Source organism: Streptomyces chartreusis, assembly GCF_008704715.1.
In the GTDB taxonomy this organism is placed as follows: domain Bacteria; phylum Actinomycetota; class Actinomycetes; order Streptomycetales; family Streptomycetaceae; genus Streptomyces; species Streptomyces chartreusis.
Map to the genome: position 1 here is coordinate 1,131,091 of NZ_CP023689.1, position 14,270 is coordinate 1,145,360.

Annotated in this window: 1 protein-coding gene (running past one end of the window); it reads right to left on the bottom strand. The window is 75.9% G+C overall.

Features of this window, described 5'->3' with window-relative positions:
* Window positions 1-14,270 carry the end of a type I polyketide synthase gene (locus CP983_RS04435; protein WP_150498594.1) on the bottom strand. 24,625 nt of this gene lie beyond the right edge of the window, so only the last 14,270 of its 38,895 coding nucleotides appear in the window; its start codon lies beyond the right edge, outside the window; it ends in the stop codon at window positions 1-3.

Sequence of the window (14,270 nt, forward strand, 5' to 3'; positions counted from 1 at the left end):
TCACTCGGCGGACTCGTCGGTCAGGTCGTCCGGGTCATCGGGTTCGGTGGGGTCGTCGGGGCCGGCTCCGTGCCCCTGGAGCGCGGCGCGCACGAGGTCGTCGAGCGCCATGCCGTCGATGTCGGCGTCGGGCCCGGGGTCCGCCGACGGCTCGGCGGCGAGGGCGAGGAGTTCGTCGAGCAGGCCGCTCTCGCGCAGCCGGTCCAGGGGCAGGCGGGCGAGCGCCGAGCGGATCCCGGCGTCCTCGGGGGCGTCGTCGGGCGGGGTGGTGGACGTCTCCGGTGTCGCGGGGGCGAGGCGTTCCGTCAGGTGCTCGGCGAGCGCCAGTGGCGTGGGGTGGTCGAAGACGAGGGTGGCGGCGAGGGGCAGACCGGTCGCGGCGGTGAGCTGGTTGCGCAGCTCGACCGCGCCGAGGGAGTCGACGCCGAGGTCGCGGAAGAGGCGTTCGGCGCCGATGGCGGCCGGGTCGCGGTGACCGAGGACGGCCGCGGACCGGGCCAGCACCAGGTCCAGGACGGCGTCGGTGCGGCGTGCCGGGGGCAGCTTGGCGAGCCGTTCCCGCAGGGCGGTGGCCGGTTCGACGGTCGGCTCGGCGGTGCCCTGTGGCCGGTCGTGGCCGGGGAGGCCGCGCAGCAGGGCACGGGGACGTCCGGCGGCGGGCCCGGCGAACGCGCCGGCGGCCAGTCCCGCGACCAGGGCGGTCGGGTGGGGTTCGGCGACCAGCCGGCACAGCATCTCGGCGGCGAGCTCGGGATCCATGGGCTCGATGCCGACCCGCCGCATGGCCTCCTCGGCGGCCGCGCCCCCGGCCATGCCGCCGCCTCCCCAGACTCCCCACGCGATGGACGTCGCGGGCAGGCCCTCGCCCCGGCGTCGTTCGGCGAGCGCGTCCAGCACGGCGTTGGCGGCGGCGTAGTTGGCCTGGCCGGGGTTGCCGACGAGGGCGGTCGCCGAGGAGAAGAGGGCGAACACCTCCAGGTCGCGGTCCCGGGTGAGTTCGTCCAGCAGCAGCGCGGAGGCCGCCTTGGCGCGGAAGACCGTCGCGAACCGCTCGGGGGTGAGCCGGTCCAGCACACCGTCGTCGACGACCCCGGCGGTGTGCACCACGGCCGTCAGCGGCAGGTCTTCCGGTATCGCGGCGAGCAGGCCGGTGAGCTGCTCCCGGTCGGCGACGTCGCAGGCTGCGAGGGTGACGCGGGTGCCGAGGCCGGTCAGCTCGTCGCGCAGTGCGGCTGCACCCGGTGCGTCGGGTCCGCGTCGTCCGGCGAGTACGAGGTGCGGGGCGCCGGACTTGGCGAGTCGCCGCGCGACATGGGCGGCCAGGGCGCCGGTGCCGCCGGTGATGAGGATGGTGCCGGTGGGCTGCCAGGCGGTGTCGGTGCCCGATGCCGGGAGGCCGGCGTCGGGTCCGTCGGCAGGGGCCGGCACGATACGTCCCGCGAAGACCGTGCCGCCGCGGACGGCGACCTGGTCCTCGCCGTCCTGTCCGGCGAGGACGGCGGCGAGGGCGTCGAGTTCGCGCGCGCCGGGCACGGCGGCCGGAAGGTCGACCAGACCGCCCCAGCGGTCGGGGTACTCCAGCGCGGCGACCCGGCCGAGGCCCCAGACGGCGGCCTGTCGCGGGGCCGGGGCCACGTCCGCCGCCCCGACCGCGACCGCACCGCGCGTGACGCACCACAGGGGCGCGGTCACACCGGCGTCGCCGAGTGCCTGGACGAGGGCCGCTGTCCGGGAGGGGACCTCGTGGTCGGCCGTACGGTCGTCCAGGGCCAGCAACGACAGCACACCCGTGAAGCCGGTCTCCAACTTGCCTACTTCAGCGGCAAGTTGAGCCCTCTCCGTACTGTCGACGCGCATCCGCACGACACTCGCGCCGAGCCCGTCGAGGACCGCGTCCGTCCAGGCGTCGTCGGCGCCGGAGGCGGGCAGTACCGCGAGCCAGGTGCCGGTGGCGCGGCGGGCCGGGAGGCCGGACAGCGGCTGCCACTCGACGCGGTACCGCCAGCCGTCCATGCGGGTCTCGGTGTCACGGCCGCGCCGCCAGTCGAGGAGCGCGGGCAGCACCTTGGCCAGGGCGTCGTCGTCGACATCGAGACGGGCGCCCAGCTCGGCGAAGTCCTCCTGCTCGACGGCCGTCCAGAAGTCACCGTCCATGCTCTGCGCGGCCCGCTTGGCGGTGTGCTCGGGCCAGAACCGCTCGTGCTGGAAGGGGTACGTCGGGACGTCGACGCGGCGCGCTCCGGTGCCGGCGAAGTACGCGTCCCAGTCCACGCCGAGTCCGGCGAGCCGCAGCCGGGCCACGGCGGTGCTCAGCGAGGCGGCCTCCGCGTGGTCCCGGCGCAGCAGCGGCACGGCGAGTGCGGACGCGGCGTCACCGGCGCCCGCCGGACCGAGCAGCGCACCGCCCGGTCCGACCTCCACCAGCACCGACGCCTGACGCTCGCCCAGGGTGCGCACCCCGTCGGCGAACCGGACGGCCTCGCGTACGTGCCGCACCCAGTACGCGGGAGTCCCGAAGCCGTCGTCGGCGGTGGCGAGTCGTCCGGTCAGGTTGGAGACGACCGGGATCGCGGGCGCCATGACCGTGAGGCCGGTGAGTTCGGCGCGGAAGCCCTCCAGCATGGGCTCCATGTGCGGGGAGTGGAAGGCGTGGCTGACCCGGAGGTGGCTGGTACGGCGGCCCAGGTCGGCGAAGTGCCCGGCGATGCGCAGGACTTCGTCCTCGTCGCCGGAGACGACGACCGCGTCGGGCCCGTTGACGGCGGCCAGGGACACCCGGTCGGTGAGCAGCGGCCGGACCTCGTCCTCGGTGGCCTGCACCGCGCTCATGGCGCCGCCCTCGGGCAGCCGGTCCATGAGGCGGGCCCGGGCTGCGACCAGCCGGCAGGCGTCGGCGAGCGGGAGGGCGCCCGCGACATGGGCGGCGGCGATCTCACCGACGGAGTGCCCGACGACGTAGTCCGGGGTGATGCCCCAGTGCTCCAGCAGCCGGAACAGCGCGACCTCGACGGCGAACAGGGCCGGCTGCGCCGTGCCGGTGCGGTCGAGGGCTGCCTCGTCGTCGCCCCACATCACGTCCCGCACGCCCGGGCCGAAGTGCCCGAGCACCTCGTCGAGGGCGGCGCGGAAGGCCGGGTGGGTGTCGTACGACTCGCGTCCCATGCCGAGGCGTTGGCTGCCCTGCCCCGGGAAGAGGAACGCGACCCGGCCGGTGCGAGGGGCGTCCGCCCGCAGCACGCCGGGGGCGTCGACGATGCCGGACGGGTCGGCAAGCGCCGCCAGTCCCGTCATGAGGTCGTCATGGCCGGTGGCGGTGAGCGCGGCACGGTGCTCGAAGAGGGCGCGTCCCGTGGCCATTGCGTACGCCAGGTCGGCGACGGCCGGGCGCGGCTCGGCGGTGACCCGGTCGAGCAGTCGGCGGGCCTGGTCGCGCAGGGCGGCGGGGGTACGGGCGGAGAGCACGACTGGCAGCGGGTGCCGCACGTCCGGTGCGGGCTCTTCGCCGGGCCCCGCCGGTGCCTGTTCCAGTATGACGTGGGCGTTGGTGCCGCTCGCGCCGAAGGAGGACACGCCCGCGCGGCGCGGTCGGCCGGTGTCCGGCCAGTCGGTGGCCTCGGTCAGCAGGCGTACGGCGCCGGAGGCCCAGTCGATGTGCGGGGACGGTGTGTCGGCGTGCAGGGTGCGCGGCAGCAGGCCGCTGTGCATCGCCTGCACCATCTTGATCACGCCGGCGACACCGGACGCGGCCTGGGTGTGGCCGATGTTCGACTTCACCGAGCCGAGCAGCAGGGGCCTTTCACGGTCCTGGCCGTACGTGGCGAGCAGGGCCTGGGCCTCGATCGGATCACCGAGGCTGGTGCCGGTGCCGTGCGCCTCGACGGCGTCGACGCCGGCCGGGGGGAGCCCGGCGGCGGCCAGGGCCCGGCGGATGACGCGCTGCTGGGCGGGCCCGTTGGGGGCGGTGAGCCCGTTGGAGGCGCCGTCCTGGTTGATGGCCGTACCGCGGACGACGGCGAGCACCCGGTGTCCGAGGCGTTCGGCGTCCGAGAGCCGTTCGACGACGAGCATGCCGACGCCCTCGGCCCAGCCGGTGCCGTCCGCGTCGGCGGAGAACGCCTTGCAGCGGCCGTCCGCGGACAGCGCGCCCTGCGCGGTGAACTCGACGAAGCCGACCGGCGTCGACATCACCGTCACACCGCCGGCCAGCGCCACGGTGCACTCCCCCGCGCGCAGCGCCTGCACTGCGAGGTGCAGCGCCACCAGGGAGGAGGAGCAGGCGGTGTCGACGGAGACGGTGGGGCCTTGCAGCCCCAGTGCGTAGGCGACGCGGCCGGAGAGCAGGCTGCCGGACTGCGCGGTCTCCCAGCGGCCGAGGTCGTCCGGGAGCCGGTAGTCGCCGCTGGTGCCGCCGACGAACACGCCCGCGTCGCCGCCGCGCAGCCCGGTCGGGTCGATACCGGCCCGCTCCAGCGCCTCCCAGGCGGCCTCCAGGACGAGCCGCTGCTGCGGGTCCATCACGAGGGCCTCGTTGGGCGAGATGCCGAAGAAGCCGGGGTCGAAGTCGGCGGCGTCGGCGAGGAATCCACCGCGCCGGGTGACGCTGCCGCCGGGCCCGCCGGAGAGCAGCCGGTCGAAGTCCCAGCCGCGGTCGAGCGGCATGTCGCCGGTGGCGTCGACTCCGGCGACCACGAGGTCCCACAGGTCCTCCGGGGACCGTACGCCGCCGGGGTAGCGGCAGCTCATGCCGACGATGACGATCGGGTCGTCGGTGGCTGCGGCGGGGACCTGGAGGGTGTCCGTCGGCTCGGACCGCACTTGGCCGGTACCGAGGAGTTCGGTGAGCAGATGGCGGGCGAGTTCGTCCGGGGTGGGGTGGTCGAACACGGCCGTGGCGGGCACCGGCAGGCCTGTGGCGCGGGCCAGTTGGTCGCGCAGGTCGACGGCGGCGAGGGAGTCGAAGCCGAGGTCGCGGAAGGGGCGGTCGGGTTCGATCGCGTCGGCCGCCGACGTGCCGTGGCCATGGCCCAGAACGACGGCGCTCCTCTCCCGCACGAGGCGCAGGAGCCGGTCGGCGCGTTCGGTCGCGGCGGGAAGGGCACGGAGCTCTTCACGCAGGCGCGTGGCCGGGTCGTCGCCGGGTTCGGTTGCGGTTGCGGCTGCCAGTGCGTCGCGCGCCTCGGGCAGGGCCGCGAACAGGGCGGCGGATGCGCCGCTCGCGGGGGCGAACGTCGCCCAGTCGACGTCGGCGGCGATGACGGCGGGCAGGCCGAGGCCGACGGCCCGGTCGAGGGCGGCGAGCGCGGTGTCCGGGGCGAGGGCCGGTAGCCCACTGAGCCGCAGATGCCCGGCGAGGGACGGCTCCACGGTGCCGGCCCAGGCGTTCCAGGCGACGGCCACGACAGCCCTGCCCCGCTCCCGGCCACGCTCGGCCACGGCCTCCAGAGCGGCACCGGCAGCGGCTTCGGCGGCACGGCCCCGGGCGCCCCAGGTGGCGGCGATCGAGCCGAACAGCACGAAGGCGTCCAGGTCACGGTCGGCCAGGAGTTCGTCCAGCGCGAGCACTCCGGCGAGCGCGTCGTCGAGGGTCCTTCCGGTTTCGGATTCCTCCGCGTGGACGACGGCGGTGAGCGCGGCCACGTCCGGACCGTCGAGGAGCGCGCTCAGGGCGGCACGGTCGGAGATGTCGCAGGCCTGGACGGTGAGGCGGGCTGTGGGCGTGGGGCGGTCGGCGGTGTTCGGGTCGGGGAGGACGCGAGCGGTAGTGACCGCATCGGGGTCGCGCCCGACGGGCGGGGCGTGGTCGGCGGGGTCCGCGTCGGGGAGCACGCATTCGGCAGTGTCCGCGTCGGGGAGGACGTGAGCGGCTGTGCCCGCGTCGGAGAGAACGCGAGTTGCAGTGGCCGAGTCGGGTCCGCGCCCGACGGGCGGGGCGTGGTCGGCGGGGTCCGCGTCGGGGAGAACCCGTTCGGCAGCGTCCGTGCCGGGGAGGACGCGAGCGGCCGTGTCCGCCTCCGGGTCGCGCCCGACGAGCAGGACGTGGTCGGCGCCGCCGAGTGCGGCGTGACGGGCGACGGCCACCCCCATCGGGCCGGTGCCGACGACGAGCACGGTGCCGCGCGGCGTCCAGGCGGCGCCGTGGGCATCCGGACGTACGCGCACGATCCGGCGGGCGCGCAAGCCGTCGGCCCGCAGCGCCAGTTCGCGTTCGGCCGACGCCTCGGCGATGGTGAGCAGGGCGCCCAGCCGTGCGTCAGGGGTGGTGCCGAGGTCGATCAGGCCGCCCCAACGGCCCGCGTGCTCCAGTGCCGAGACGCGCCCGGCACCCCAGGCCGCGGCGGACACCGGCTCCGGCGCGGGGTCGGTGGCATCGGCCTTGACGCCCTGGCGGGTCGCGCACCACAGCGGCGCCGTGAGACCCGCCCGCTCCAGCATGAGCAGCAGGCCATCCGGACCATGAGCACGCACCGCGCCGGGCAGGGCCAGCACGCCGGTCGGTTCGAGGGCGACATCGGCGAGCGCGTCGCTGTCGGCCGGCTGAGGACGACCGGCGCCCAATTCCCGGACGGCGACGCCCCGCTGGACGCGATCGTCACCGAGCTCCGGTACGGCAGTGTCGACCAGCCCAACGCGATCGCCACCAAGCTCCGTCACGGCAGCGTCGACCGGCTCAACGGGATCGCCACCCAACTCCGCCCCCGCAGCATCGACCAGCTCAACGCGATCGGCCCCCAGCGCCGCCACGGCCGCCTCGGCCCACGCCCCGTCCCCCTCCCCTGTCAGCAGCAGCCAGCGTCCGGTGCCCGAGTCCTCCGGGAGCGTGGTCGTCGCCCACTCGGTGCGGTAGAGCAGGTCGTCCGCGGTGGCGCGGGCGCGGCGCCTGCGGCGCCACGTCGCCAGGGCGGCCGTCGCCTCGGAGCCGAGGTCGGCCCCCAGGGTGGCGGCGAGTGCCGCCGGGTCGGCCGCCTCGACCGCCTTCCAGAACTCCGCCTCCACAGGGTCCGTCGAAGCCACGGGCGCGGTCTCGGGCCAGTAGCGGCGGTGCTGGAAGGCATAGGTGGGCAGATCGACCAGGCGGGCGCCGGTGCCGGCGAAGAAGCTCGCCCAGTCCACCGGGACACCGTCGGCATGCAGCCGGGCGAGAGCGGTCAGCGCGGCGGTCGGTTCGTCGCCGTCCAGGCTCAGCAGCGGCACCACGGGCGTGGCGTCGTCGAGTTGGGAACGTACAGCGCCGGAGAGCACGGCGTCCGGCCCCGCCTCGACGAACGCGCCGACGCCGGCGTCCCGCAGCGCGGCGACGCAGTCGGCGAATCGCACGGTCTCGCGGACGTGCCGCACCCAGTAGTCGGGGTTGCCGAGTTCGCCGTCCGTGGCGGGCCGGCCGGTGAGGTTGGAGACGACGGTGAGCTTCGGCGGGTGGAACTCCAGCCGGTCGAGCGCGGCGCGGAACTCGCCGAGCATCGGCTCCATCAGCGGCGAGTGGAAGGCGTGGCTGACCCGCAGGCGGGTGACCTGCGCGGCGTCGAGCCGGTCGAGGACGGCGTTCAGCGCGCTCTCCTCGCCGGACAGCACCACCGCGTCGGGCGCGTTGACGGCGGCGACGGCGACGGCCGCACCCAGTAGCGGCCGTACGTCCGCCTCGCGCGCCCGTACCGCGGCCATGGCGCCGCCGGACGGCAGGGCGTCCATGAGCCGGGCCCGGGCGGCGACCAGGGCGCAGGCGTCGTCGAGGGTGAGGACGCCCGCGACATGGGCGGCCGTGATCTCACCGACGGAGTGGCCGGCGACGTACTCGGGTGTGACGCCCCAGGACTCCAGCAGCCGGAACAGGGCGACCTCGACGGCGAACAGGGCGGGTTGCGCGGTGCCGGTGCGGTCGAGGGCGGCCGTGTCGTCGCCCCACATCAGAGGGCGCAGTGGGCGGCCGAGTTCCAGGTCGAGGCGGGCCAGTACGGCGTCGAGCGCGTCGGCGAACACCGGGAAACGGGCGTGCAGTTCACGGCCCATGCCGAGGCGCTGGCTGCCCTGCCCGGAGAACAGGACGGCGAGCGGGCCGCGGCTACCCCGGGCCCGGCCGCGTGCGACCTCGGTCGTGCCGTCGGGTCCGGCGAGCAGTACGGCGCGGTGCGGGAGGGCGGCGCGGGCGGTGGCCAGGGTGAGGGCCACGTCCGCGGCGGAACCGTCCGGGGCCGCGGTGCGCAGCCGGTCGAGCTGCGCGTCGAGGGCGGCGCCGGTACGGGCGGAGACCACCCACGGCCACGGAACGAGGGCTTCCCCTCCGGCCTCGGCCGACCGCCCGGTGGTGACCGGTTCCCCGGGCGCCTGCTCCGCTGCGACCGATTCCTCGGGCGCCTCCTCCACGACCACGTGCGCGTTGGTGCCGCTCATGCCGAACGCCGAGACTCCGGCGCGGCGCGGGCCGTGGTCGGTGGGCCATTCGGTCGGCTCGGTGAGGAGGGTGAGTCCGCCGGGTGTCCAGCCGATGTGCGGGGAGGGCTCGTCGGCGTGCAGGGTGCGCGGCAGGACGCCGTGGTGCATGGCGAGGAGCATCTTGATGACACCGGCGACACCGGCGGCGGCCTGCGTGTGACCGAGGTTGGACTTCACCGTGCCGAGCAGCAGGGGCCGTTCCCGCTCTCGTCCGTAGGCGGCGAGGAGGGCCTCGGCCTCGATCGGGTCGCCGAGGGTCGTGCCGGTGCCGTGGGCCTCGACGGCCTGGACGTCGGCGGGCCGCAGCCCCGCGTCGGCGAGGGCGTGCCGGATGACGCGCTGCTGGGAGGGGCCGTTGGGGGCGGTGAGGCCGTTGGAGGCGCCGTCCTGGTTGACGGCGGAGCCGCGGATGAGGCCGAGGACGTGGTGTCCGTTGCGGCGGGCGTCGGAGAGCCGTTCGAGGACGAGGACGCCGACGCCCTCGGACCAGGAGGTGCCGTCGGCCGCGGCGGAGAACGCCTTGCAGCGGCCGTCGGAGGCGAGTCCGCCCTGGGCGCTGAACTCGACGAACGCGTCGGGTGCCGACATCACCGACACACCGCCGGCCAGGGCGAGGCCGCAGTCCCCGTCGCGCAGCGCCCGTGCGGCCCAGTGCAGGGCGACGAGCGAGGCGGAGCAGGCGGTGTCGACGGTGACGGCCGGTCCTTCCAGGCCGAGGACGTAGGCCAGTCGGCCGGAGAGCACGCTGGCCGTGTTGCCGGTGGCGGCGTAGCCCTGGACGTCGGCGGTGCCGCGCCGCAGGACGGTGACGTAGTCCTGGCCGTTGGTGCCGACGAAGACGCCGGTGGGGGTGGCGCGCAGGCCGGTCGGGTCGATGCCGGCGCGCTCCAGGGCCTCCCAGCTGGTTTCGAGCAGGAGCCGCTGCTGCGGGTCCATGGCGAGGGCCTCGCGCGGGCTGATGCCGAAGAAGTCGGCGTCGAAGTCGGCGACGCCGTCGAGGAATCCGCCCTCGCGGGTGGTGGAGGCGCCGTCGGCGAGCGCGGCGAGGTCCCAGCCGCGGTCGTCGGGGAACGGGCCGATGGCGTCGTGGCCGTCGGCGAGCAGCCGCCACAGGTCGTCGGGTCCGGTGACGCCGCCGGGGAAGCGGCAGCCGATGCCGACGACGGCGATCGGGTCGCCGGCGACCGCCCGTGCCTGCGGCACCGTGTCCCCGGGCGCGGACTCGGCGGTGTCGCCGAGGAGTTCGCCGAGGAGGAAGTCGGCGAGGTGCTGCGGGGTGGGGTGGTCGTAGACCAGGGAGGCGGGCAGGGTGAGGCCGGTGGCGGCGGCGATGCCGTTGCGGAGTTCGAGGGTGGTCAGCGAGTCGAAGCCGAGGTCGCGGAAGGTCCAGTCGGCCTCGACGGTCCGTGGGTCGGCGTGGCCGAGGACGGCGGCGATGCCGGCGCGCAGCAGGTCGAGCAGGGTCCGTCCGCGTTCGGCGGCGGGCAGCCCGGCCAGCCGGGACCGCAGGTCGTCCCCGCCCGGGTCGGCGGAGTGTTCCTCGGCAGCCGTGGGCCCGGCGAGTTCGGTGAGCAGTGCGGCCGTGGCGGGCTGGAGCGCGGCGAGGCGGGACCAGTCGACGTCGGCGACGGTGACGGCGGTGTCGTCGTGGGCGACGGCGTCAATGAGGGCGTCGACGCCGGCTTCGGGGTCGAGTGGGGTGAGTCCGGCTCGGCGCAGTCGGCGGTCGATGTCGTCACCGGCGGCCATGCCGGATCCGGCCCAGGGTCCCCAGGCGATGGCGGTGGCGGGCAGCCCGTCGGCGCGGCGGCGGGCGGCGAGCGCGTCGAGCCGGGCGTTGGCGGCGGCGTAGTTGCCCTGTCCGGCGGCGCCGAGGACTCCGGCGGTCGAGGAGTACAGCACGAAGGCGGTCAGCGGCAGTTCGCGGGTGAGCGCGTCGAGGTTCTCCGCCGCGGTGACCTTGGCCCGTAGGACGGCCGTGAAGTCGGCCGGCGTGAGGGCGTCCAGGACGCGGTCCTCGACGACGCCGGCCGTGTGGAGTACGGCGGTCAGCGGTGCGTCGGCGGGCAGTTCGGCCAGGACGGCCGCGAGGGCGTCCCGGTCGGCGGCGTCGCAGGCGGCCAGGGTGACGCGGGCGCCCAGCGCGGTCAGTTCGTCCCGCAGCCCGGCGGCCCCGGGCGCGTCGGGTCCGCGGCGGCTGAGGAGCAGCAGATGCCCGGCACCCTCGCGGGCGAGGCGACGCGCGGCGTGGGCGCCGAGGGCGCCGGTGCCCCCCGTGACGAGGACGGTGCCGTGCGGGTCGGCGAGGCCATGGGCCGGCGTCGCCGGGTTCTCCCGGTGCGGCGCCCGCACGAGCGTGCGGACGTACACGCCCGAGTCACGTACGGCGGTCTCGGCGTCGCCGCCGGCCAGCACGGCCCGCAGTCGCCGCCCGGCAGCGGCGTCGATCCGCTCCGGCAGGTCCACCAATCCGCTCAGTCGCCCGGGTTGTTCGAGCGCGACGACCCGGCCCAGTCCCCACACCCCGGCCTGGGCGGGGTCCCGGACGGGCTCGCCGACGCCGAGGACGGAGACGGCGCCACGGGTCACGCACCACAAGGGGGCGTCGAGCTCGGCGTCCCCGAGGGCCTGGGAGGCGGTGGCGGTCAGCGCGGCGCCGTCCTCGCCCGCGAGTGCCAGCAGGGACAGCACGCCAGTGAACGTCCCCTCCAGGGCGCGGAGTTGATCGGCGGTCCGGGCACGTTCGCCGGTCACGGTGACGCGTACGACGGGTGTGCCGAGGGCGGCGAGGGTGGCCTCCGCCCACTCGGCGTCGCCCGTGTCCTCGGGCAGCAGGGCCAGCCAGGTGCCGGTGAGGGTTGCCGTGGCGGGCCGGGCGGGACGCCAGACCACATGGTGGCGCAGGGCGTCGAGGCGGGCCCGGTCGTGGCGGCGCCGGCGCCAGGCGGCGAGAGCGGGCGTGAGGGAGCCGGCGGTGTCCGTGTCGAGGCCGAGCTGGGCGGCGAGGGCGGTGGTGTCCTCGCGTTCCACGGCGGACCAGAAGGCGGCGTCGGCGGGGTCCGCGGCGGCCGCCGGTGTTCCGGTGCCGGGTTCGGGCCAGTAGCGCTGCCGTTGGAAGGCGTAGGTGGGCAGGTCGAGGTGGTGGTCCGGCACGTCCGTGGCGGCGAGGAAGGCGGCCCAGTCCACGGTCACGCCGTGCACATGGGCGCCCGCGACGGCGGTGGTGAGCTGCGGGACCTCGGCACGGTCGCCACGCAGCAGGGGCACGACGGCCGCGGAGGCGCCCGTGGCGGGGTCGGCGTCGAGGACGGCGCGGGTCATGCCGCTGAGGACGGCGTCGGGCCCGACCTCAAGGAACGTCCGCACTCCGCGAGCGGTCAGGGTCGTCACGGCGTCGGCGAACCGTACGGTGTCGCGCAGGTGCCGCACCCAGTGGTCGGGGGCGGCGAGTTCGTCGTCGGTGCTGACGTCGCCGGTGCGGGTGGACACGAGCGGGAGTACGGCGGGCGCCGATTCGATGCCGGCGACGGCCTCGGCGAACGCGTCGAGCACGGCGTCCATGCGGGGCGAGTGGAAGGCGTGGCTGACGCGCAGCCGGCGGGTGCGGTGGCCGCTGGCGGAGAGCGCGGCGGCGACGGCCTCGACGGCGTCCTCGTCGCCGGAAAGCACCAGTGAGGCGGGCCCGTTGACGGCCGCGACGGACACCCGCTCGTCCAGCAGCGGGGTCACTTCGTCCTCGGTCGCCGTCACGGACACCATCGCGCCGCCCTCGGGCAGCCGGGCCATGAGGCGGGCGCGGGCGGCCACCAGTGCGCAGGCGTCGGCGAGTTCGAGTACCCCGGCCGCGTGGGCGGCGGCGATCTCGCCGACGGAGTGCCCGGCGACGTAGTCCGGTGTGATGCCCCAGGACTCGACGAGGCGGTACAGCGCGACCTCGAAGGCGAACAGGGCGAGCTGCGTGTATCCGGTGCGGTCCAGCAGCGCGGCCTCGGGGGTGCCCTCGGCCGCGAACATCACGTCCCGCAGCGGCACGTCGAGATCCGTGTCGAGGTGGGCGAGGGCGGCGTCGAGCGCGTCGGCGAACACCGGGTGGCGGTCGTACAGTTCACGTCCCATGCCGAGGCGCTGGCCGCCCTGCCCGGTGAAGAGGAAGGCGACCCGGCCGCGTCCGGCGCCGGACGCGGCCGGGCGGATCACGCCGGGGTCGGGCTGTCCGTCGACGAGCGCGTGCAGGCCGCGCAGCAGGTCGTCCCTGCCGTGTGCGACCACGGCGGCGCGTCGCTCGAACACCGAGCGGTGCAGGGCGAGCGCGGCGGCGAGCCGGTCGACCGGCAGATCCGGCCGCTCCTCGGCGAACGCGAGGAGGCGGCCGGCCTGGGCGCGCAGGGCGTCGTCTCCGCGGGCGGAGAGCAGCACGGGGAGCGGGTGGGACGCCGCCAAGTCCTGGGATGCGGCGAGTTCTTGGGTATCGGGTGTGCACGAGGAACTCTGCTGTACGTCCTCGGAGGCGCCCGCATCCGGCCGCCGCGGCTCCTCGTCCCGGCGCCCCCCGGTCCCCTCCGGGGCCTCCTCCAGCACCGTGTGCACGTTGGTGCCGCTGATGCCGAACGACGACACCGCGGCGCGTCGGGGTCGGCCCGTCTCCGGCCAGTCGGTGGCCTCGGTGAGCAGCCGTACCTCGCCCGCGGACCAGTCGACGTGCGCGGAGGGTGTGTCGGCGTGCAGGGTCGGCGGGAGGACACCGTGCCGCAGCGCGGTGACCATCTTGATGACGCCGGCGACGCCGGAGGCGGCCTGGCTGTGCCCGATGTTGGACTTCACCGAGCCGAGCAGCAGTGGGCGTTCGCGGTCCTGGCCGTACGTGGCGAGCAGGGCCTGCGCCTCGATCGGGTCGCCGAGGGCGGTGCCGGTGCCGTGGCCCTCGACGGCGTCCACGTCGGACGGCTCCAGGCGGGCACCCGCGAGGGCGGCGCGGATGACGCGCTGCTGGGCGGGCCCGTTGGGCGCGGTGAGCCCGTTGGAGGCGCCGTCCTGGTTGACGGCCGACCCGCGGACGACGGCGAGCACGGGGTGGCCGTTGCGGACGGCGTCGGAGAGCCGTTCCACGAGGACCATGCCGACGCCCTCGGCGAGCGCCATGCCGTCGGCGCCGTCGCCGTAGGCCTTGCAGCGGCCGTCGGGGGCGAGGGCGCGCTGGCTGCTGAAGCCGATGAAGGTGTTCGGGGTGGCCATGAGGCTGACGCCGCCCGCGAGGGCGAGGTCGCTCTCGCCGCCCCGCAGCGACTGGCAGGCCAGGTGGAGCGCGGTGAGGGAGGAGGAGCAGGCGGTGTCGAGGGTGACGGCCGGGCCCTCGAGGCCGAGCAGGTAGGCGACGCGGCCGGACAGGACGCTGGTGAGGGAGCCGGTCACGGCGTGCCCGTCGGCGCCCTCGCCGTGGGCGGCGGGGTAGTCGTGGTAGCTGGCGCCGATGAACGCGCCGGTGCGGCTGCCCCGGATCGACTCGGGCACGATCCCGGCGCGTTCGAAGGCTTCCCAGGACGTCTCGAGGAGCAGGCGCTGCTGCGGGTCCATGGTGAGGGCCTCGCGGGGCGAGATGCCGAAGAAGAGCGGGTCGAAGCCGGCGGCGTCGCGCAGGAATCCGCCCTGCACGGCGTAGGTGCGGCCCGGGGTGTCGGGGTCGGGGTCGTACAGCGCGTCGACGGGCCACCCGCGGTCGGCGGGGAAGCCGCTGATGGCGTCGGTGCCGGACATGACGAGGTCCCACAGGGCCTCGGGCGAGTCGACGCCTCCGGGGTAGCGGCAGCTCATGCCGATGACGGCGATCGGGTCGTCGGCGGTGACGG